General features: G+C 69.1%; 20 protein-coding genes and 1 riboswitch. Of the genes, 6 read left to right on the top strand and 14 right to left on the bottom strand.

Annotated elements, in window-relative coordinates:
• Positions 1-47 precede the first annotated feature (47 nt).
• The 9 genes from ASC79_RS19650 to ASC79_RS19610 all read right to left on the bottom strand — a co-directional run bounded on the left by ASC79_RS19650 (position 48) and on the right by ASC79_RS19610 (position 9,881).
• Positions 48-1,187, bottom strand: a complete 1,140-nt coding sequence (locus ASC79_RS19650; protein WP_200937249.1) for an AAA family ATPase — start codon at positions 1,185-1,187, stop codon at positions 48-50.
• Positions 1,188-1,281: 94 nt separating this feature from the next.
• Positions 1,282-2,316 (bottom strand): low specificity L-threonine aldolase, encoded by a 1,035-nt coding sequence (locus tag ASC79_RS19645; protein WP_056026350.1) that lies wholly within the window; start codon positions 2,314-2,316, stop codon positions 1,282-1,284.
• A gap of 52 nt (positions 2,317-2,368) precedes the next feature.
• Positions 2,369-2,476, bottom strand: a riboswitch (SAM-I-IV-variant riboswitch).
• Between the two features lie 243 nt (positions 2,477-2,719).
• The gene (locus ASC79_RS19640) at positions 2,720-2,917 is read right to left on the bottom strand and encodes an SHOCT domain-containing protein (protein ID WP_056026347.1); all 198 of its coding nucleotides are present in this window, start codon (positions 2,915-2,917) and stop codon (positions 2,720-2,722) included.
• A gap of 87 nt (positions 2,918-3,004) precedes the next feature.
• Positions 3,005-4,306, bottom strand: coding sequence for an O-acetylhomoserine aminocarboxypropyltransferase (locus ASC79_RS19635; RefSeq protein WP_235528841.1), 1,302 nt, complete (start codon positions 4,304-4,306; stop codon positions 3,005-3,007).
• 235 nt (positions 4,307-4,541) lie between these two features.
• Positions 4,542-4,919 (bottom strand): Rieske (2Fe-2S) protein, encoded by a 378-nt coding sequence (locus ASC79_RS19630; RefSeq protein WP_056026342.1) that lies wholly within the window; start codon positions 4,917-4,919, stop codon positions 4,542-4,544.
• A complete protein-coding gene (fahA, locus tag ASC79_RS19625) occupies positions 4,916-6,211 on the bottom strand; it encodes a fumarylacetoacetase (protein ID WP_056026339.1) in 1,296 nt (431 codons plus the stop codon). Before fahA ends, ASC79_RS19630 begins: the two co-directional genes overlap by 4 nt.
• 12 nt (positions 6,212-6,223) lie before the next feature.
• Positions 6,224-7,519 (bottom strand): homogentisate 1,2-dioxygenase, encoded by a 1,296-nt coding sequence (gene hmgA / locus ASC79_RS19620; RefSeq protein WP_200937255.1) that lies wholly within the window; start codon positions 7,517-7,519, stop codon positions 6,224-6,226.
• 87 nt (positions 7,520-7,606) lie between these two features.
• Positions 7,607-8,680, bottom strand: coding sequence for a 4-hydroxyphenylpyruvate dioxygenase (gene hppD, locus ASC79_RS19615; RefSeq protein ID WP_056026336.1), 1,074 nt, complete (start codon positions 8,678-8,680; stop codon positions 7,607-7,609).
• A 1-nt stretch (position 8,681) separates the two neighbouring features.
• Entirely contained in the window at positions 8,682-9,881 is a 1,200-nt protein-coding gene (locus tag ASC79_RS19610) for an amino acid aminotransferase (RefSeq protein ID WP_056026333.1), read from the bottom strand.
• A gap of 114 nt (positions 9,882-9,995) precedes the next feature.
• On the opposite strand from ASC79_RS19610, the gene ASC79_RS19605 reads away from it, so the two are divergent.
• The 3 genes from ASC79_RS19605 to ASC79_RS19595 all read left to right on the top strand — a co-directional run bounded on the left by ASC79_RS19605 (position 9,996) and on the right by ASC79_RS19595 (position 12,566).
• On the top strand, positions 9,996-10,466 hold the full coding sequence (locus ASC79_RS19605; protein WP_056026691.1) for an Lrp/AsnC family transcriptional regulator: 471 nt from the start codon (positions 9,996-9,998) through the stop codon (positions 10,464-10,466).
• A 39-nt stretch (positions 10,467-10,505) separates the two neighbouring features.
• A complete protein-coding gene (locus tag ASC79_RS19600) occupies positions 10,506-10,952 on the top strand; it encodes a DUF1801 domain-containing protein (protein WP_056026330.1) in 447 nt (148 codons plus the stop codon).
• Positions 10,953-11,549: 597 nt separating this feature from the next.
• The gene (locus ASC79_RS19595; protein WP_056026327.1) at positions 11,550-12,566 is read left to right on the top strand and encodes a methyltransferase; all 1,017 of its coding nucleotides are present in this window, start codon (positions 11,550-11,552) and stop codon (positions 12,564-12,566) included.
• A 3-nt stretch (positions 12,567-12,569) separates the two neighbouring features.
• Here ASC79_RS19595 and ASC79_RS19590 read toward each other — a convergent pair whose 3' ends face one another.
• Positions 12,570-13,025, bottom strand: coding sequence for a GFA family protein (locus ASC79_RS19590; RefSeq protein ID WP_056026324.1), 456 nt, complete (start codon positions 13,023-13,025; stop codon positions 12,570-12,572).
• A 140-nt stretch (positions 13,026-13,165) separates the two neighbouring features.
• Here ASC79_RS19590 and ASC79_RS19585 point away from each other — a divergent pair, with 140 nt between their 5' ends.
• The 3 genes from ASC79_RS19585 (at position 13,166) to ASC79_RS19575 (ending at position 16,376) form a co-directional block, all read left to right on the top strand.
• Positions 13,166-14,713 (top strand): hypothetical protein, encoded by a 1,548-nt coding sequence (locus ASC79_RS19585; protein WP_056026321.1) that lies wholly within the window; start codon positions 13,166-13,168, stop codon positions 14,711-14,713.
• A gap of 68 nt (positions 14,714-14,781) precedes the next feature.
• Positions 14,782-15,426, top strand: coding sequence for an FABP family protein (locus ASC79_RS19580; protein ID WP_056026318.1), 645 nt, complete (start codon positions 14,782-14,784; stop codon positions 15,424-15,426).
• A 101-nt stretch (positions 15,427-15,527) separates the two neighbouring features.
• Positions 15,528-16,376 carry a hypothetical protein gene (locus tag ASC79_RS19575; RefSeq protein WP_056826604.1) on the top strand — a complete coding sequence of 283 codons (849 nt, stop codon included), beginning with the start codon at positions 15,528-15,530 and terminating at the stop codon, positions 16,374-16,376.
• Here ASC79_RS19575 and ASC79_RS19570 read toward each other — a convergent pair.
• The 4 genes from ASC79_RS19570 to ASC79_RS19555 are packed head-to-tail and all read right to left on the bottom strand — an operon-like array spanning position 16,373 to position 20,787.
• Entirely contained in the window at positions 16,373-17,812 is a 1,440-nt protein-coding gene (locus ASC79_RS19570) for a deoxyribodipyrimidine photo-lyase (RefSeq protein ID WP_056026314.1), read from the bottom strand. The genes ASC79_RS19575 and ASC79_RS19570 overlap by 4 nt on opposite strands.
• Positions 17,813-17,849: 37 nt before the next feature.
• A complete protein-coding gene (locus tag ASC79_RS19565; protein WP_056026309.1) occupies positions 17,850-18,686 on the bottom strand; it encodes a protein phosphatase 2C domain-containing protein in 837 nt (278 codons plus the stop codon).
• Positions 18,683-19,420 (bottom strand): histidine utilization repressor, encoded by a 738-nt coding sequence (gene hutC, locus ASC79_RS19560; protein ID WP_235528840.1) that lies wholly within the window; start codon positions 19,418-19,420, stop codon positions 18,683-18,685. The genes ASC79_RS19565 and hutC overlap by 4 nt, the downstream gene beginning before the upstream one ends.
• Positions 19,417-20,787, bottom strand: a complete 1,371-nt coding sequence (locus ASC79_RS19555; protein WP_056026307.1) for a formimidoylglutamate deiminase — start codon at positions 20,785-20,787, stop codon at positions 19,417-19,419. The genes hutC and ASC79_RS19555 overlap by 4 nt, the downstream gene beginning before the upstream one ends.
• Between the last annotated feature and the right edge of the window lie 20 nt (positions 20,788-20,807).

Below are 20,807 nucleotides of genomic sequence, written 5' to 3'. Positions count from 1 at the left end.
AAGAGTTCGCTAAATCTGGGCTATTGGCGCCAAGGCCGGGCCCTGGACTAGTCCTCGTCCGCGAACGCGCCGAGCAGGTTCAGCCCCTCGATCCAGGTCGCGCCTTCCCGCTTGGTCACCGTACGGACCTTGCCCGATCCGGTCGCGGCGATGGCGTCGGCCAGCGGCTGGGAGTGGGTCACCAGCCACACCTGCGAACGCTCCGCCGCCTGGGTCACCAGGCGCGCGAGCGGAACCATCAGGTCCGGATGCAGGCTGGCCTCGGGCTCGTTGAGGGCGATGAACGGCGGCAGCCGATAGGCCAGCAGCGCCCCGGCCAGGCCGAGAAACCGCAGCGTGCCGTCAGACAGTTCGTCCGGCTCGAACACCCGCTGGGGGAACTCGGAAAACACCATGCCGAAGGTCGCCGCGCGCTCGGGCCTGGGCACGATAAGCTGCGCACCCGGAAACGCCGCGCCGATGACCGCGTCCAGGTCGTGGGTGTCCTGGCGGATATGGGCCAGGGTGGCGAACACCGCCGCCAGGTTAGCGCCGTCCGAGGCCAGTGTCGGGGTCGCCACCGCCGGGCATGGCCGCCGCATCGGCGACCCGGCGTCGGTGCGCAGGTCGTGATAGAAACGCCACTCCAGCAGCGTCCGCCGGACCATGTCGAGCATTGGGAAGCGGCTGGGATCTTCGAGCCGTCCCAGCACCGTCTCGGAGGCCAGCAGGTCGATGTCGATCTCGACCGGCCGCCCCGCCTCGTCCCTGACCATCACCGAGGGACCGCGACGATCCACCAGCCGGACCTGACGCCCGCCGCCGTCATAGGAGAGCCACTCCTCCTTGATCTGCGGTTCGGCGGCGAAGGCGGCGGCGGTCGGCTGGGGAAAGCCGACGGAGACATGATAGCGATAGGCCCCGCGCGCAGCGCCCCTGGCCTGGGGATCGGAAAGCCTCACCTCCAGCTCGATCCGGGGTGAACCGGACCCACGGCGACCGGCCCAGAAGGCGGCCTCCATGCCCTCCTGGGCAAGCTCCAGCCCCAGACTGTTGGTCGCCGCCGCCCGAACCAGCTCCAGCGCCCGATAGAGGTTGGTCTTGCCGACCCCGTTGCCGCCGACGAACACCTCCAGCTCTGAGACCGGGCAGGTGATCTTCCGCAACGAACGGTAGCCGGTGGCGGAGAATTCTCGGACGCGAAGCAAAGGCATTCCCGGGCGGCTGGCGAGGCTCCGGAAGCCTAGCCACTCGCCGTTTCGAAGTCTCCCGAGACTTGTGGCGGGGAAAGCCGTCGGGTGGCTACTCGCTGAACACCGCCGCCATGTCGGCCGCCAGGGCGTCCACGCGGTCCATGTCCGCATCCCAGGAGAACATGAACCGGGCTCCGCCGCCGATGAAGGTGTAGAAGCGCCAGCCTCGCGAACGCAGCGCATCGAGCCGATCCTCCGGCGCGGCGACGAAGACGGCGTTGGCCTGGACCGGGAACATCAGCGAGGCGCCGGACAGCCCCTCGATCTGGTCGGCCAACCGGCGGGCGCAGGCGTTGGCGTGGGCCGCGTTGGCGAGCCAGGCGCCGCCCTCCAGCATGCCGATCCAGGGCGCAGCCAGGAACCGCATCTTCGAGGCCAGTTGCCCGGCCTGCTTGCAGCGGTAGTCGAAATCCTCGGCCAGGGCGCGGTCGAAGAACAGGATCGCCTCGCCCACCGCCATGCCGTTCTTGGTTCCGCCGAAGCAGAGCACATCGACGCCGGCCTTCCAGGTGATGTCGGCCGGATCGCAGCCGAGGTGGGCGCAGGCGTTCGCGAAGCGCGCGCCGTCCATGTGCAGGCGCAGGCCGAGTTCGCGGCACACAGCCGAGATCGCCCGCACCTCGTCGGCCGAGTAGACCTGTCCGGTCTCGGTCGGCTGGGTGATCGTGACGACGCGCGGCTTGGGATAGTGGATGTCGCTGCGCTTGCCGGCGATCTCGCGGATGGCGGCGGGGGTCAGCTTGCCGTCCGGGCTGGGCGCGACCAGCAGCTTGGAGCCGTTGGAGAAGAACTCCGGCGCGCCGCACTCGTCGGTCTCGACGTGGGCCGACTCCGCACAGATCACGCTGTGATAGGACTGGCAGAGCGCGGCCAGGGCCATGGAGTTGGCCGCCGTGCCGTTGAAGGCGAAGAACACTTCGCAGTCCGTGGCGAACAGGGCGCGGAAAGCGTCGGCCGCGCCCTGCGTCCACGCATCTTCGCCATAGGCCGGCGCGTGGCCGCGATTGGCGGCGTCCATGGCCGCCCAGGCCTGCGGACAAATGCCGGCGTAATTGTCGCTGGCGAACTGCTGGATATTGGACATGCGCCCCTCGGGAATGCGGTTTGCGCATCGGGAGGCTGAATGACGCTGAGGCTTCGTCCCGTTTGGTTGCCGGACCGGCCACATCCCTCCTTGCGGAAGCGCCACCTTGCTCGGGAGCAGGTTGGCGTTTGAGCGTCGGCTCAAACTCTTGATGCTTTTGCGCGCTGGGTAGCGGGGATCGCGGCGGAGGGCAAGGGGAGCCGCCCTCTCCCTCACCCCTCGGTGTCATCCCGGCTGAAGCGAAGCGGAAGGCCGGGTAGCTCCAACGAGGTGGGCGCGATCTGCGCCAACCGCCGCCGGATCTGGTGCTCATGGGTCCCGGTCTTCGGCCTACGGCCGAAACCGGGATGACACCAAATTCAAAAGCCCTGCCCCCAGGTTGGAAAGGTCGCGCGAGCCTCCCCTACTTGCGGAGGATGTCCTTCCGCTTGCGCTCGTATTCGGACTTGCTGATCACGCCTTCATCCAGGGCGCGCTTGAGGTCGATGAGTTGCTGACCGGTGGTCGCGGTGTCGACCTGAGTGGTCGCGGTGCTGCCGCAGGCGGTGAGCGGCGCGGCGGCGAGGCTGAGAACAAGGGCGGCGGCGAGCGTACGGGTCATAAGCATCCTACTGTTTTGAGCCCCCGCCCCATCTTGGCTCGGAGCGCCGGGCGCGCGCAACCCTGCGTCGCGTGCGCCCGGGCCAGATCAGAGCGCGGCGAAGGCCTGTTCGAGGTCGGCGATCAAGTCGGCGACGTTCTCAATGCCGACCGAGAGGCGGATGACATCGGGGCCGGCGCCGGCGGCAATCTGGTTCTTCTCGTCCAGCTGACGGTGGGTGGTGGAGGCCGGGTGGATGATCAGGCTGCGCGTGTCGCCGAGATTGGCCAGGTGCGAGAACAGCTTCACGCCGCCGACCAGCTTGATGCCCGCCTGGTAGCCGCCCTTGAGCCCGAACGAGAACACCGAGCCGGCGCCGTTGGGCGTATAGCGCTTGGCCAGCGCATTGTACGGATTGCCGTCCAGTCCGGCGTAGGACACCCACGCCACCTTGTCGTTGGCCTCCAGCCACTTGGCGACCGCCAGGGCGTTGTCGACATGGCGCTGCATGCGCAGCGGCAGGGTCTCGATGCCGGTCAGGATCATGAAGGCGTTGAACGGCGAGATCGACGGGCCAAGGTCGCGCAGGCCGAGCGCGCGGCAGGCGACGATGAAGGCGGCCGGGCCGAACGCCTGCGTGAACACCTTGCCGTGGTAGCTGGGGTTCGGCTGCGAGAGGTAGCCGAACTTGTCGCTGGCGGCCCAGTCGAAGCGGCCGGAGTCGATGATCGCCCCGCCCATCGAGTTGCCGTGACCGCCGAGGAACTTGGTCAGCGAGTGGACGATGATGTCGGCGCCGTGCTCGAACGGCCGGCAGAGGTAGGGCGTGGCCAGGGTGTTGTCGACGACCAGCGGCACGCCGGCGTCATGGGTGACCTTGGCGATGGCGGCGATGTCGGTGATCACGCCGCCGGGGTTGGCGATCGACTCGACGAAGACGGCGCGGGTCTTGTCGTTGATGGCCGCGGCGTAGTCGGCCGGGTTGTCGCTGTCGATGAAGGTGGTTTCCCAGCCCATCCGCTTGAAGGACTGGCCGAGCTGGTTGATCGAGCCGCCATACAGCTTGCGCGAGGCGACGATGTTGCAGCCGGGCTCCATCAGCGAATGGAAGGCCAGGAACTGGGCGGCGTGGCCGCTGCCGACGGCGAGCGCCGCGACGCCGCCTTCCAGGTCGGCCAGGCGCGCTTCCAGCACGCCCGTCGTGGGGTTGCCCAGGCGGGTGTAGATGTTGCCCGGCGCTTCGAGATTGAAGAGGTTGGCCGCGTGATCGGCGTCGTCGAACACGAAGGCCGTGGTCTGGTAGATCGGAGTGATCCGGGCCTTGGTCGTGGGATCGGGCGCGGCGCCGGCGTGAATGGCGCGGGTCTCGAAGTTCTGGGTCATGCGGGCGTCCTCTACGTCTCGTTGCATGCGACCTAGCCCGCCATGTGCGGCGTGGTCCAGCCTGGGAGACTACGGAGCGCCATCAGAATTGCTGTCGCGAGGCCCAGCGGCCGAAGGTGTCATCCCGGTTTGCGCAGCAAGACCGGGACCCATGAACACCTGATCGGGCGGAAGTTGGCGGACGCCGCGCGACATCCGCGGGCGCGGCGCGAATGGGTCCCGGCCTTCCGCTGCGCTACAGCCGGGATGACACGCGTTGGAGCTAGGCGGTTTTCAGCCAGCCGTCCTCGACCGCCACTGGCCAGGCTCTGAGAGAGGCGCCGGCGCAGGGGCCGCCGACGCAGGCGCCGCTGTCGATGTCGAACAGAGCGCCGTGCCAGGAGCAGGCGATCAGGTCGCCGGCTGGGGTCAGGTAGTCGTCGAGTTTCTGGGCCAGCGGCAGGCCGGCGTGTGGGCAGCGGTCGACATAGCCCCTCACCTGCTCGCCGCGGCGGACCACGAAGCCGTGGAAGAAGCCCTCGCCGATCTGCAGCACGAAATTGCGGGCTGCGCCGTCGGCGATCAGCTCCAGCGGGCCGAGCTTCACGCCCGCGGGGGTGGAGAACAGCCGCGCGGGAAGCTGGGGCGTTTCCTCGCTCACCCGAGGACGATTCCGGTGCAGGGGCCAAAGCCGATGGCGACATAGCCGTCGGCGCGGGCATGGCCGGCGATGGCCAGCTCGTCGCCGTCCTGCAGGAAGGTGCGGGTCTCGCCGCCCGGCAGGGCGATCGGCTGCGCGCCGCCGCGGGTCAGTTCCAGCAGACTGCCGAGCCCGCTGTCGTCGGGCGTCGAGATCGTGCCGGTGCCGAGCAGGTCGCCGGGATTGAGGTCGCAGCCGCCGACAGTGTGGTGGGTCACCATCTGTGCGGCGGTCCAGTAGAGGTGGCGCGCGGCGCTGGCCGAGATGCGGACCGGGGCGCTTCCCTGCGCGCGCATCTGGGCGGTGGACAGGAAGACCTCGAGATCGAGGGCGTAGGCCCCCGAGGCCTGGTCCGCCTCGTCGGCCAGATAGGCCATCGGCGCCGGGTCGCCGTCCGGCCGGGCCGGCTGGGCGATGCGGAACGGGGCCAGGGCTTCGCTGGTGACGATCCATGGCGAGATCGTGGTCATGAAGTTCTTGGCCAGGAACGGACCGAGCGGCTGGTATTCCCATGCCTGCAGGTCGCGGGCCGACCAGTCGTTGAGCAGGCAGAGGCCGGCGATGTGGGTGGACGCCTGGCCGATGGGGATGGGCTGGCCAAGTTCGTTGCCCTGGCCGATCCAGACGCCGAGCTCCAGCTCGAGGTCGAGGCGGGCGGAGGGTCCGAAGGTCGGCGCCGCGGCGTCGGGGGCCTTCTTCTGGCCGCTGGGACGGCGGACCTGCGCGCCCGAGACGCGGATCGACGAGGCGCGGCCGTGGTAGCCGATCGGCACGTGCTTGTAGTTGGGCAGCAGCGGGTTATCGGGACGGAACTGGCGACCGACGTTCAGCGCGTGATGAATGCCGGCGTAGAAGTCGGTGTAGTCGCCGATGGCGGCCGGCAGGTGCAGGGTGCAGGCGCCGGCGGGGTAGAGCCAGGTCTCGACCTCGGCGCGGTCAGGCGCGCCCTGGGCCAGCAGCGCCGACAGGCGGCGGCGCAGGGCGCGGCGGGCCGAGGGCGCAAGGCCCAGCAGCGGGTTGAGCGTGGCGCCGGCGCCGGCCTCAGCGGCGGCCTTGGCCTCGCCGCTCAGCAGCGGCGAGCGCGCGGCCAGCGACAGGTCGAGGATCAAGTCGCCGATGGCGACGCCGCCGCGCGGGGCGCCTCCGTTCGGCGAGAAGACGCCCAGCGGCAGGTTCTGGATCGGGAAGTCGGCATGGCCGTTGGCGCTGGCGACCCAGCTGGTACGCGCCGGGTCGTGGGTCTCGTCGATCATGTGCCGCTTAACTCAGGAAGAGGGAACTTGGGCCTTGGCGAAGCCGGTCCAGCAGTCGTCGTAGTCGAGCTGGTGAAGCGGGGTTTCGACGGCGAACTTCGTGGGCCGGATCACCCAGCGGCTCTCGAACATGAAGGCCATGGTGTTCTCGATCTTGTGCGGCGCCAGGTTGGAGGCGACCGCCTTCTCGTAGCTCTCGCGGTCGGGGCCGTGGCCGCTCATGCAGTTGTGCAAGCTGGCGCCGCCGGGCGCGAAGCCGCCGGCCTTGGCGTCATAGGCGCCGTGGATCAGGCCCATGAACTCGCTCATCACGTTGCGATGGAACCACGGCGGGCGGAACGTGTGCTCGGCCACCATCCAGCGCGGCGGGAAGATCACGAAGTCGCAGTTGGCGACTCCGGGGATCTCGGACGGCGAGGTCAGGACCGTGAAGATCGACGGATCGGGGTGGTCGTAGCTGACCGTGTTGATGGTGTTGAAGCGGTCCAGGTCGTACTTGCAGGGCGCGAGCGTGCCGTGCCAGGCGACGACGTCGAGGGGGCTGTGGTCGAGCGTCGTCGTCCACAGCGCGCCCTGGAATTTCTGAACGACTTCCGTGGGTTCGTCGCGATCCTCAAACCATGCGGCGGGGTGGAGAAAATCGCGGGCGTTGGCCAGGCCGTTGGCGCCGATGGGGCCGAGCTCCGGCAGACGGAACGGCGCGCCGTAGTTCTCGCAGACATAGCCGCGGGCCTGCGGACCGGTCAGTTCGACGCGAAAGCGCAGGCCGCGCGGGATCAACGCGATCTCGCCCGGCTTCAGCTCCAGGCGGCCGAGTTCTGTGGCGATCAGCAGTTCGCCGTCCTGGGGCACGATCAGCAGCTCGCCGTCGGCGTCGTAGAACACGCGGCCCTGCATCGAGCGGTTGGCGGCGTAGAGGTGGATGGCGATGCCGGCGAAGGTCCCGACGTCGCCGTTGCCGGCGTAGGTCACCAGGCCGTCGACGAAGTCGGTCGGCTCGGCCGGGACCGGCAGCGGGTCCCAGCGCAGGCGGTTGGGGCTGGGCGGGGCTTCGTCGAACGGACCCGAGCGCAGCAGCTTGCCGCCGGCATAGGGCGCGAACGGCGGATGGCTGGCGGTCGGGCGCAGGCGGTAGAGCCAGGAGCGCTTGTTCTCATGGCGCGGCGCAGTGAAGGCGCTGCCCGACAGCTGCTCGGCGAACAGGCCGAACGGCGTCTTCTGCGGCGAGTTCTGGCCGACCGGCAGCGCGCCGGCGACGGCTTCGGTTTCGAAGCCACCCCCGAAGCCGGACATGTAGTTCAGCGGCATGGTCTTCTCCACGGCCGGTTTCCCCCTCGAACCCTAGGTGTCATCCCGGCTGAAGCGAAGCGGAAGGCCGGGATGACATCGCTTGGTCTACTCGGCCGCGTCGACCTTGATGACGCCGCGGCGGATCTGGTCGAGCTCGATAGACTCGAACAGGGCCTGGAAGTTGCCGTTGCCGAAGCCCTCGTTGCCCTTGCGCTGGATGATCTCGAAGAAGATCGGGCCGAACAGGTTCTCGGTGAAGATCTGCAGCAGGATGCCTTCGTCGCCGACATTGCCGTCGATGAGGATCCGGTTCTTGCGCAGGCGCTCGAGGTCCTCGCCGTGGCCGGGGACGCGCTTGTTCACCAGCTCGTAGTAGGTCTCGATGGTGTCCTGCAGGTTCACGCCGCGGGCGCGCAGGGCCTCGACGGTGTCGAAGATGTTGTCCGTGGTGAAGGCCAGGTGCTGGATGCCCTCGCCGTTGTACTCGCGGATGAACTCTTCGATCTGGGACTTGTCGTCCTGGCTCTCGTTCAGCGGGATGCGGATGGCCTTGTCGGGCGCGATCATCGCCTGGCTGAAGAGGCCGGTCGCCTGGCCCTTGATGTCGAAGTACTTCTGCTCCTCGAAGCCGAAGATCTGGTTGTAGAAGCTGGACCAGGTGCGCATCTGGCCGCGCTTGACGTTGTGGGTCAGGTGGTCGAGCAGGTCGAGGCCGACAGCGTTTTGGGCCTCGGCTTGCGCCGCGCCGGGGATCTGCTCCCAGGCGTCGTAGATCGTGCCTTTGTCGCCGTGGCGATCGACCAGATACAGCAGCGAGCCGCCGATGCCCTCCAGCACGTAGGCGTCCGATAGCGCCGAGGCCGAGGCGTCGGCCGGCTTGGCGCCGCGCGAGACAGCGAGGTCATAGGCGGCCCTGGCGTCAGCGACGCGGAAGGCCATGCCGTTGGCCGAGGGGCCATGAGCCGCGCGGAACTCGGCGGCCTGGCCGGTCGGCTCCTGGTTGACCAGCAGGTTGGTGCGGCCCTGCTTGTAGCGAACGATCGCCTTGGTCGGGTGCTTGGAATAGGCGGTGAAGCCGAGCTGCTCGATCAGGGCGGCCATCTTGGCAGGATCGGGGCTGGTGAATTCGACGAACTCGAAGCCGTTGAGGCCGATCGGGTTTTCCGGGGTCACGGTCATGTCAGGCGTCTCCCTTGAGGCAGGCGTCGAGCGCCTGCACGAATGGCTGGACGGTGTCGGCCGTCAGGCCAGCGATGTTGATGCGGCCGGAACCGGCCATGTAGACGGCGTGGTCGCGGCGCATGGCCTCGACCTGGGCCGGGCTCAGTGGCAGCAGGGCGAAGAGGCCGTGCTGATCGCGCAGCGGCTCCAGGCGCGGATCGGCCTTTGCCAGCGCCGCGCGCACCTGGTTCAAACGCGTGCGCATGGCGTCCAGTTCGGCCCGCCACTGGGCGGTGAGAGCCGGATCTTCGAGGATCACGCGGACCGCGGCGGCGCCGTGATCCGGCGGCATCGACCAAGCGCAGCGCGCCAGTTGCAGGATGTTGGAGCGAACCACGTCCTCATGGCCGCGGGCGCGGACGAACAGCGCGCCGGTGCGCTCGCGGTAAAGTCCGAAGTTCTTGTCGCAGGAATAGGCGACGATGGCGGTGTCGGACGCCTCCATCACCAGCCGCATGCCAGCGGCGTCCTCGTCGAGGCCCGCCCCAAGGCCCTGGTACGCCAGGTCGATGAGCGGCACGGCGCCGCGCGCGCTGAGCAGGGCGGCGACTTCGGCCCACTGGACCAGCGACAGATCGGCGCCGGTCGGGTTGTGGCAGGCGCCGTGCAGCAGCACGAGGTCGCCGGCCTCGACCCTGGCCAGGGCGGCCATCATCTCGTCGAAGCAGATGCGCTGGGTCGCCGCGTCGAAGTAGCGGAAGGTCTCAACCGCCATCCCCGCCTGGCGGAAGATCGGCGCGTGGATCGGCCAGGAGGGCGTGCCCATCCAGATGCGCGCGCCGGGCGTGCCGGCGTTGGCCAGTTCGGCGGCCAGGCGCAGGGCGCCGGTGCCGCCCGGGGTCTGGACCGCGAACAGCCCCTCGCCCGCCGCACCGCCGCCGAACACCACCGGGGCGATGGCTTCCAGGAAGCCGAAGTCGCCTTCGGGGCCGAGATAGGCCTTGGTGGGCTGCGTCTCCAGCAGCACGCGTTCGGCCGCCTTCATGGCGCCGAACACCGGCGTGTCGCCGGCCGCGTCGCGATAGACGCCGACGCCGAGGTCCAGCTTCTGGGGGCGCGGGTCGTTCTTGTAGAGGGCGATCAAGGACAGCAGCGGATCGGGCGCCTGGGCCTTCAGCCCGGCGAACAGCGAGCGCGCGGGGGCGATCACAGCGGTCATGCAGCGTCCTCCTTCAGTTGCGAAGAAAGTTACGCGCTGCCGGCGATGAACGGCTTTCAATCTCGCGGCGTTTTGGCGATCATCTGGTGAAACGTTTCACCAATGGGCCAGTTCATGAAAGAGACGCATCAGCTCGACGAGATCGACCGGAAGTTGCTCCGCGCGCTACAGGCGGACGCCTCCCAGAGTCATGCCGTGCTGGCTGAGCAGGTCGGCGCGTCGCCGGCCTCTTGCTGGCGCAGGATCAAGGCGCTGGAGGCGGCCGGCGTGCTGCGCGAAGCGGTTCGGCTGGTCGACGCCGAGCGGGTCGGCCGCGGCGTGAACGTCATGTGCCAGCTGCGCATGAAGTCCCACGCGACAGCGCAGCGCCAGGAGTTCGAGTCCTTCCTGCGCACGCGGCCTGAGATCATGGAATGCCACTCCATGTCCGGCGAGTGGGACTATCTGATGCGCGTGGTCGTCTCCGACGTGGCGGGCTACGAACGGTTCCTGATGGGCGTGGTGCTGAACCACCCGAACGTGGCGACGGCGGCCTCGCACTTCGCGTTGAACCAGGTGAAGTACACCACGGCGATGCCGGTCTGAGCGATCGGAAAGCGCCCTAGGCGCAGCAGGAGGCGACGCATGGCGCGCGAAACGTCGAACAAGGCCGATGAGACGCCGGCCCCCGTCAAGCTGCTGTCGGGCGGCAACCCCCAGATCCCCAAGGGCGACGGCGATGCGCCGGTGCAGGCCTATATCGCCGCGATGCCGGGCTGGAAGAGCGATCTGGGCCGACGGCTGGACGCCCTGATCGCGGAGGCCGCGCCGGACGTGCGCAAGGCGGTCCGCTGGAACTCGCCGTTCTATGGGGCCGAAGGCAAGGGCTGGTTCGTGTCGTTCCACGTCCTCACCCGCTACGTCAAAGTCACCTTCTTCGACGGCAAGTCGCTGAAGCCGATCCCGCCGGGCGGGACGCCCAAGAGCGGCGAGTCGCGCTGGATCGACATCTATGAGGACGACGACCTGGACGAGGCGCAGATGATCAGCTGGATCAAGCAGGCCGCCGCCCTGCCCGGCTGGACGCCGTAGCCTAGGGCGCCGGGGGGCGTGGGGCGCGCCAGCCGCCCGGAGCCTGAGGCGCCGTTGCGCGCGGCTCCCAGGGATCGGCGACCCGGCCCCAGGCCTCGCGCCGCAAGATCGGCGAGTTGCGGATTATGGCGTCGGGCGGCGTAATGCCCCGGCCATGCCCGTCGCTGGTTCCCCAGCTTCGCGGATCGGTCGAGGTCGTGCGCGCGCCGCCGCCGCCTTCAAGGGGCCGGCGCTCGCGGACATGGCCGTCGGCTTCCGTGCAACGCCAACCTCCGTCGGGCAGCGTCCTGCACCCTGGAGACTCTGCGCTGGCGGTGGACGCGAGGGCCAAGAAGGCTGCGATCAGCAAGACGCGCATGGGTCGCTCCATTCCGGGGCGCGCTGGAACACTGCGCCCGACTGGAGTTTAGCCGCTAGCTTGCGGAGCGGTCACGTTCTGAGTTCGCCGAACATTGTTGTGAAACCGCCGGCCGGTCGTGTCATATCGAAGCGGCGGTGCGCCGAGGCAGCGAAAGGTCGCCTGTCTCAAAGCGTGACGGCTCGGACGCAGCATGCTCTCCGACGCCGAGCGTGCCGGCATGGCCAGGGAGGCTACCGATGAGCGATGCGCGCACGCCCGAAAAGATCATGCAGCTGGGGTGGGGGTTCTGGGGCTCCAAGGCCCTGCTCAGCGCCGTCGAGCTCGGCGTGTTCACCGCCCTGGGCGGGGGGCCGCGATCGCTCGATGAGCTCACCAGGCAGCTGAAGCTGCACCCGCGCTCGGCCCGCGACTTCCTCGACGCCTTGGTGGCGCTGGGGGTCCTGGAGCGTGGCGAGGACGGGCTCTACGCCAATACGCCGGAGACGGGCCTGTTCCTGGACAAGGCCAAGCCGTCCTATGTGGGCGGCATCCTGGAGATGGCCAACAAGCGGCTCTACCGCTTCTGGGACGGGCTGACCGAGGCGCTGCAGACCGGCCAGCCGCAGAACGAGGCCAAAGACGGGGGCGAGGACCTGTTCGGCGCCATCTACGCCGACCCGGTGATCCTGGAGAGCTTCCTGCGCGGCATGACCGGGGTCAGCCTGCCGGCGGCGCTGGCGATGGCCGAGCTGTTTCCCTGGAAGGAGGCGGCGTCGTTCGTGGACGTCGGCTGCGCCCAGGGCGGCGCGACCGCGGCGATCGCGGCGGCGCATCCGCACCTGGCGGCCATCGGCTTCGACCTGCCGGCCGTGCAGCCGGTGTTCGAGGCCTATGTGAAGGAAAAGGGCCTGGAGGGCCGCGTGCGCTTCGAGGCCGGCGATTTCTTCGCAGGCGGACTACCGGCCGCGGACGTCATCATCATGGGCCACATCCTGCACGACTGGAACCTGGACCAGAAGCGCGCCCTGCTGGCCAAGGCCTATGCCGCCCTGCCCGACGGCGGGCGGCTGATCGTCTATGACGCGATCATCGACGACGAGCGGCGGCACAACGCCTTTGGCCTGCTGATGAGCCTGAACATGCTGATCGAGACCAACGGCGGCTTCGACTACACCGGCGCCGACTGCGTCGGCTGGATGAAGGAGGCCGGGTTCCGCGAGGCGATCGTGCAGCCGCTGGCCGGCCCCGACTCCATGGTGATCGGGACGAAGTAGCGGTCAGGCCTCGGCGCGGCCGGCGGCGAACTTCGCCATCAGCGGACCGTACGCCTCGACCGGCGGAAACCCTTCGAAGCTGGCGACGGCCGGGGTGACCGCCCACGGCAGTTTCTCGGCGGTCATGGTCTCCATGTAGGGGTCAAGGCCGCTCGGGTCGTCGAGCAAGGTCGTGCGCACATTGACCAGGTGATCGGCCCCGTCCGGGCGGGTGAACATCCAGCTCTTGCAGTGTGGACAGAAGAAGTGCCGCGTAGCGCCGTGCAGGCCGCCGATAACAGGCTCGCCCTCGGTGACAGCGAAACCGGCGCTGGTGGTCAGCACGCTGAGCGAAAAGGCGCTGGAAGTCATCTTCTGGCAGCCGGTGCAGTGGCAGGCCATGGTGATCAGCGGCGGCGCGGAGATCGTGAACCGCACCTGGCCGCAACGGCAGCCGCCGTCCCGCGTGAACTCGCCCATGATCGCTCTCCGCCCTCTATGTTTCGAGGCGCCGGTTATGGCAGCTTCGCGCCGGGTCTCCAATGCGAGGGACTTTTGCTCATAGTTGAGCACAGGCACCTATGAGACGATTACGAAGTGCGTCCGGGGGGAGAAGTCGGATGAAGATTCTATTGGCGGCGGCCGCGCTTGGCGCGGGGCTCGGCGGGCCGGCTTTGGCCCAACCTCTGTCGATGAGCCAGTGGCAGGAGTGCGACGGCTTCAGCGAGGCCACGAAGAAGACGGACGGCATAACGCTGGACAACTACAGCTTCGTGGGCCTGACGACACAGGCGCCGCCGCCGCTGCGCCAGAACCCGCCTGCGAGCCCGGACGCAATCGCGGCATGCGACGCTGTCCTGGCCCGTCCCGAACTGGCCGAGGCGTACTGGCAACGGCGCGCGAACCTGCTGAAGAGCCGCGCGATCCACAGGCTGTCCGCTGGCGACGCCGCCGGCGCGCTGGCGGACCTGGACCGAGCCGAGGCGGCGGTGAGGTCGCCCGACGATCCCTACTATCAGCGCGGGTTGAAGCTTGGGATCGAACTGGCGCGTGCCTACGCCTATCTGCTGGCGGGCGACAAGCCGGCGGCTCGAGCCCTGGCCCAGAAGGCGGGGGACCAGCGCCCTTACCTGCGATCACCAACCCTGGCCTCGGCGCTGATTATGGCGCGCGCGAGCGACCGCAAGGACGTAGACGACGCCCTGCACGCGCGGGGCCGGCTGGACCCGTCGGATATCGACCTGCTGTTTCTGACCGAGATGCAGGACGGCCGCTTCGCCGACGCGATCGCTCTCTATCCGCAGCTGTCGCCGCCCAAGACCTTCGACAGCCAGCGCTGGCCCTTCCAGATCGTCGAACAGGACCTGAAGAACCGCGCGGTGGGCGAGGTCTACTGGGCCGCGCGCACCGGAATGTACGCCATCGCGATGGACGGCCTTGGGCGGACGGCCGAAGCGCGAGCAGCCATGGACGGCGGTCGGGCGCGCCTGGCCAGCGCCGCGGCGACGACTCCACCGTTCATGGCCAACGGCTATCCGGTCAAGTCCAAGTACCTGCCGGAACTGGCTGCGCTGTTGAACCAGGAGATGGCGATCCAGGGTGGAACGGCGCTGGACAAGGCCGAAGCGGCCTTCGGCAAGGTAGCCAAGACGTCCACCTCGCCGCGGCCGTTCGATCGACCCGAGGAGGAACTCAGGGTGATCCTGAACCAGCTGCCGGATTCGGACGTGGCCGGGCTCATCCCTGCCTACAAGCCGGCGAAGGGGACCTTCTGGGGCCCGGCCGAGGACGACGTCGAAGGCTATCGGGAGCGTACCGATTCAAAGAGCGGCCTGACGACCGTGCGGATGCGCCTGCGCCTGGGCTCGGCCGCTGTCGGCGAGGAAATGGCGCTGTTGCGCGCGGCCGAACTGGCGGCCGCAGCCGGCCGCGACGGGATCGTGATCATCGAACGCCGCGACTTTCACCACACCTTCGCGACAACCTACAACAACATCCCCGGCGCGGCGGTCCCCACGGGGTACTCGACTGAACTGGACGTCGCTTTCGTCGATCGCTCGAACCTGCCCGAACCCTATCGGCAGGCGGCATGGCGGGTGCTGGACGCCAATGACGTGCGACGGACGCTGACCCCGCTTTATCCGCCGCCGGTGCCGAAGACGCGGTAGCACGCTTGACCGCGGCCGGCGGCCCTTGGCATGGCTGAGCCCACACCACAGACGCAAGGAGGGCGCCCGTGAATCCGTTCCCCGACGACATCTTCACCGAGCCGGCGGACGTGGATCCTGACGGCCTGGCGAACCTGGGGCCGCTGCGGCGGCTGGCCGGCGTCTGGGAAGGCCGCAAGGGGGTGGACGTGAACCCCAAGGCCGACGGACCCGAGCAACGCGAGTATGTCGAGCGCATCGTCATGCGGCCGATCGATCCGCAGGCCAACGGGCCACAGCTGTTCTATGGGCTGCGCTACCATGTGCGCGTGATCGCGGTGGACGAGGAAACGACCTTCCACGATCAGGTCGGATACTGGCTGTACGAAGCCGCCACCGGCCTGATCCTGCAGTCGCTGGCGATCCCTCGCGGGCAGACGGCGCTGGCCGGCGGCGGCGCCACCGACACCGGCATCGTGGTGAAGGCGACGCGCGGCGACACGCAGCACGGGATCAGCTCGACCGCCTTCCTCGAGCACGCCTTCCGGACCGACAGCTACCAGCTTGAGATCACCTTCCACGGCGATGGAAGCTGGAGCTACGTCTCCGACACGATGCTGGCTGTGCGCGGCCAGGAGGGGCTGTTCCGGCATCGCGACCGCAACACCCTGATCCGGGTGGCCGAGCCGACCGGAAATCCGCTGATGCGGCGCGAGAGCGGGCTGGACCTTTAGGCGCGGCGCGTTTCAGCGACGCGGCGGCGCGCTTGGGCGACGGGCGCGCGCAGACGGCGCGGGATTGAGGCATGGGGCGCGGGCCTTCGAAGGAGCCCGACATGCGCCGCTTGCTGATCCCCGCCGCCATCGCCCTGCTGGCCCTGTCCGGCGCGACGGCGGCGGCCCAGACCCTGCCCACCGACAAGCATGCTCCGCCGCACCTGCTGAAGTACTGGCGTAGCCATGGACCCGGCTCGACGCTGGGGATCGACGCGTCTGAAACCGCGCCAGGCGCCTATCCGGCCGCGCCGGCGATGTTCGTCCACGGCGTCTATGGGGGAAAACTGCCCGCGCCCCAGGCGGACCTGCTGCGCCGCCGCCTCGATGTGGTCTTCAAGGCGCTGATGAGCCAACCCTCGCTGGCCGACATCCACGGCGCGAGCCTGGACGTGGCGATCAACATCAGCCGCGCGCAGACCGAGGAGGAAGGCGTGCTGCCGGTGACGGCGAACCTGACCTTTCGCGCCAAACGGATCCTGAAGGACGATCCGAAGACGATCCAGAAGAACGGCCGCTATGTGACGCCTTGGCTGGAGGGGGCGGTGCTGGAGGTCATGCTCAACCCCTACGACTTCATCGCGCGCCGCAGTGTGGTTGCGGCCGCGCCGCCGCAAGGCCGGCTTCAGGCGCTGAACGCGGGCACGACGATGGCGCTGTTCGTCTCGGACAAGCCGCAGCCCGCAGAGTTCGACAGCCATGCCCTCGCCCGCGCACTGGCGCACGACTCATCGTGGCTTGGAGGTCCCGGAAATCGGCCGATCCTCGTGCGCGTGTCGGGCGCGCGGCACGAAAACCTGGCCGCATGGGACAAACGCACGCCGACCACCGAGCCGCTCGGGCGGCTCATCGCCGCCGTCTACATGACCGATTGGGAGAAGGTGCAGCGCGACGTCGCGGCCGTCCGTTAGCCGCGGATCGAGGCGTACGCCTCCAGCGCGCGCTCACGCGCCACGGCGTGGTCGACAATGGGCGCCGGGTAGTCGACGCCAAGCCGGACGCCAGCGTCGGCCAGCTCCAGCGGCGTGGCCTTCCACGGCGCGTGCAGAAGCTTGTCCGGCAAGCCGGCGAGCTCGGGCGCCCAGCGACGGACATAGGCGCCGTCCGGGTCGAACTTCTCGCCCTGGGTGACCGGATTGAACACCCGGAAGTATGGCGAAGCGTCCGCGCCCGAGCCGGCCACCCACTGCCAGCTGGCGGCGTTGTTGGCGAGGTCGGCGTCCACCAGCGTGTCCCAGAACCAGGCTTGGCCGGCGCGCCAGTCCACTAGCAGGTCCTTGATCAAGAACGAGGCGACGATCATCCGCACGCGGTTGTGCATCCAGCCGGTCGCCCAGAGCTGGCGCATCCCGGCGTCGACGATCGGATAGCCGGTCAGGCCGCGCGTCCAGGCGGCCAGCCCGTCGGGGTCGCGCCTCCAGGGGAAATCCGCGAAGTCCGGCCGCAACGGCCGGTCCGGCAAGGTCGGCGTGTGGAACAGCAGATGGTGGGAGAACTCGCGCCAGGCGATCTCGGACAGATACACCTCCACGCCCGACGGCATCAGATCACCGGTTTCGGCGAGCGCGGCGGCCGTCTGCGCGCGCCAGACCTGTCGGGGTCCGATCTCACCGAAATGGAGGTGCGGCGACAGGCGCGAGGTGCCTTCGCGGCCCGGCAGATTGCGCGCTTCTCCGTATTGCAGGCTGAGGGGACCGGCAAAGGCGTCCAGCCGCTCCAGAGCCCCTGCTTCCCCCGGGGTCCAGGCCGCGCGCAAACCTCCGGCCCAGTCCGGACGCGACGGAAGCAGCGCCCATTCGGCGAGCGCGTCGCTGCGCGGCCACTCTGCGGGCGCCGGTATCCCGGCGGGCGCGGCGACGGCGGCGGGAAGCTGCAGGCCCGCGCGCAGCGCTTTCCAGAAGGGGGTGAAGACGCGATAGGGCTCGCCCTTGCCGCTCATCACCTCCCATGGCTCGCGGAGCAGCATGGCGTTGAAGCTGCGCACCGAGACGCCCTTGGTCTTGAGCGTCGCCTTCAAGCGCTCGTCGCGGGCCGTGGCCCACGGCTCGTAGCACCGGTTCCAGACGACCGAGCTCGCCTGCAGCTCCCCGGCCAGCCGTTCGATCTCGGCCGCGGCTCGGCCGCGCCGCAGGACCAACCGCGAGCCTCGCGCCTCCAGGTCGCGAGCCAGGGATTGGAGCGAGTGGTGCAGCCACCACCGCGAAGCGCGCCCCGCCTTCCACTGGCCGGCGTCCTCGTCGTCGAGCACGAAGACGGGCACGACCGGGCCGCCCTGCTCAAGCGCCGCGGCAAGGGCGGGATTGTCGGCCAGGCGAAGGTCGCTGCGGAACCAGAGAAGCGTCGTCATGCCTGCGACTTCGCGCGCAGCGGAGACGTTGGCAAGGTCAGGAAAAGTCGATCACCACCGCCGTCGCATCGTCGCGCGGCTTGCCCCTGGGCCGATCGACGCCATCAGGATCGGCATCCTCCATCGCGCGCAGTTCGTCATAGAGCGGCGCGAGCCCGCGGGTTCTGGCGGCCTCCATCAGGCTGTCGTCGTCATATCGCCCGAAGACATCGACCAGGCGATAGAACCCGTCAGACATGAGCATGACTTGCGCAGGCCCCCTGACCCGCGCCGTCTGCACGTGGGGTGTTCCGATCCCCGACAGGTCGAGGATCCAGTAGCCCTCCGGCGTGTTCATCAGCGTCCGATGGCGCCGCGCCATCGCGGTCTGCGCCTGGCGAAGGTCATCCAGCGGCAGCCCTTGCGCGAGCCCTGTCGCGAAGGCCGCCGCAAGATCTGCATCCAGGCGGGTCACGCCGCAAGATCCGAACCGCTGCGCACGGCCGCCGAGCCCCCGCCAGAGCAGGATGCAGTCGCCGAGGTTGGCGAACTCGACCTCCTCCCCCTGCGCACGCACCGCGACGAAGCTGGCGGACGGAAGCTCGAAGGGCGCGCAGCCGGCGAGGTCGCAGATGGCCGCGGCCTTTTCGTGCGCCCGCGCCGCCGCGGAGGCCAGCAGCGGGGCCCAATCAGCGTTGGCGCTGTCGAGCGATCCCAGCGCGGCGTCCAGCTCCGCCACAAGCCAGGCCGCGTCGCTGGCGCCTGCGAGGCGCTGCGTGGGCCAGAGGCCCGTCGCGCCGTCCATGACCCAGACGCAGCCGCCGACGCCGCCGCAAAGGTCCTCGTTGTTGCGGCTGCCGGGCTGCGACAGCGACTCGATGATCTTCGGCGTCATCCGCGCGATGGTCCGAAGCGCGCGACGAGGTCATAGGCTTCGCCCGGAAACAGCTGGCGGACCCGTGTGACGCCGACTCCGCCGCGCCAGGTGCGGCGCTCGACAGCAAGGCAGGCGGTCTTCGTCGGGATCGCCAGCAGGCGCGCGTCCGCCGCATCGACGGACATGGCTGCGATGCGGTTCTCCGCCTCGGTCCAAGGAATGTGCTCGAGCAGCCAGGCGCCTGGCGAGATCTCGCCGAAGTCGACGCGCGCGGCCTCAGGAGCTGCGCGCAGGCTGATCAAGCGGTCTTCCAGGGCGAAGGGCCGCGCGTCGGCATAGTGCACGCCGCGCAAGGCCAGCAGCGTCCTGCCGCCCGCAAGCTCGACCTCGGCGACGCCATCGGGCGCCCGCTGGACCGTCGAGATCAGTTCGAACCGATAGTCCTGGCCGCGGCCCTCGATCTCCGAACGGAGATCGGGAATGTCGAGCACGGCCGAGTGAACGCGCGGCCTGGCCACAAAGGATCCCGCGCGGCGGCGGCGCTCGATCAGGCCGGCCTCGGCAAGCGCGGAGATCGCCTTGCTGACCGTCATCCGCGAGCAGCCGTAGAGCTCGGTGAGCTCATGCTCGAACGGAATGCGATCCCCGGGTCCGAGCTCGCCCGAGAGGATCTTCGCCTCGATGTCCGTGCGGATGCGCTGGTGGAGCGCGGCCGGCGCTTCAGCTTCCACGATGGGAGCGGGCTTGTTCACGCGAGCACGTTCTCCAGGACCTGCCGATAGCGGGCGGCGATTTCCGCGCGCCTGCGGTGGCGCCCATTTGTGACCAGCTTCGCGCCGGCCCGCCAGACGCCGTCGATCAGATCCTTGCGGCCCGCGAACACGAAACTGTCGAGCAGCACGTCGCCCGATCGCCCGGCGAGGGCGGGGTGCGACGGATCGAGACTGACGATGTCGGCGGGCGCGCCCTTTCGCAGGCCAGCGATCGGCTGGCCAAGCGCCTGCGCGCCGCCGGCCGCCGCCGCCCGATAGAGATCTGCGCCGGTGGACCCGCCCGCTTCGAGAGCAAGGACGTTGCGGGTCCTGCGGGCGAGGCGCTGGCCGTACTCCAGCACGCGCAGTTCCTCAGCCGCGTCGATGAGGACGTTGGAATCCGAACCGATCCCGAAGAGACCGCCAGCGTTCTGGAACTCCAGGGCGGGAAAGAGCCCGTCGCCCAGATTGGCCTCCGTGATCGGGCAAAGCCCAGCGACCGCGCCGCTGCGCGCCAAGGCCAGGGTCTCGTCAGGCGTCATGTGCGTGGCGTGGACCAGGCACCACCGCTCCCCCACCTGCAGATTGCCCAGCAGCCACTCCACCGGTCGGGCGCCGGACCAGACGACGCAGTCTTCGACCTCCCTGGTCTGTTCGGCGATGTGGATGTGGATCGGCGTCTCGCCCGCCAGCGCCGACAGAGCCGTGAGTTCCTCCGGCGTCACCGCCCTCAGGCTATGAGGCGCCAGCCCCACCACCGCGCCGGGCAGATCGGCGACGGCCTTCCGGCTGGCCTCCAGCAGACGGGCGAAACCATCGAGGTCGTGGATGAAGCGGCTCTGGCCCTCAGTCGGCGCAACACCGCCGAAGCCTGCGTGCGCATAGAACACCGGCAGCAAGGTCAGGCCGAGGCCCGTCTCATCGGCTGCCTCGGCGATCGCCACGGCCATTTCCGCCGGGTTGGCGAAGGGCGCGCCATCGACGTCGTGGTGGAGATAGTGGAACTCGCCCACGCGCGTGAAGCCCGCCTCGAGCATCTCGACATAGGCCTGAGCGGCGATCGCCTGGAGGTCCTCGGGACCCAGACGCCGGAGAAACCGGTACATGACTTCGCGCCAAGTCCAGAAGCTGTCGGATGACGGACCGCGAACCTCCGCCAGCCCGGCCATGCCGCGCTGGAACGCGTGGCTGTGCAGATTGGGCATGCCCGGCAACGCAGGGCCGTGCGCCTGCTCGCCGCTCGCACGAGCGACGCCGATCTGCACCTCGTCGATCACGCCAGAGCGCAGCGTGAAGCGGACGTCGCGCGCCCAGCCCCCCTCCAGCAACGCACTATCGAACCAGATCGTTTGAGAGTGGTCAGACACTGGACAAGCCTCCGCGCTCG

The sequence above is a fragment of the Phenylobacterium sp. Root1290 genome (assembly GCF_001425305.1).
Taxonomy (GTDB): domain Bacteria; phylum Pseudomonadota; class Alphaproteobacteria; order Caulobacterales; family Caulobacteraceae; genus Phenylobacterium.
Note: the sequence above shows the minus strand (reverse complement) of the source record. Positions and strands in the feature narration are given on the sequence as shown.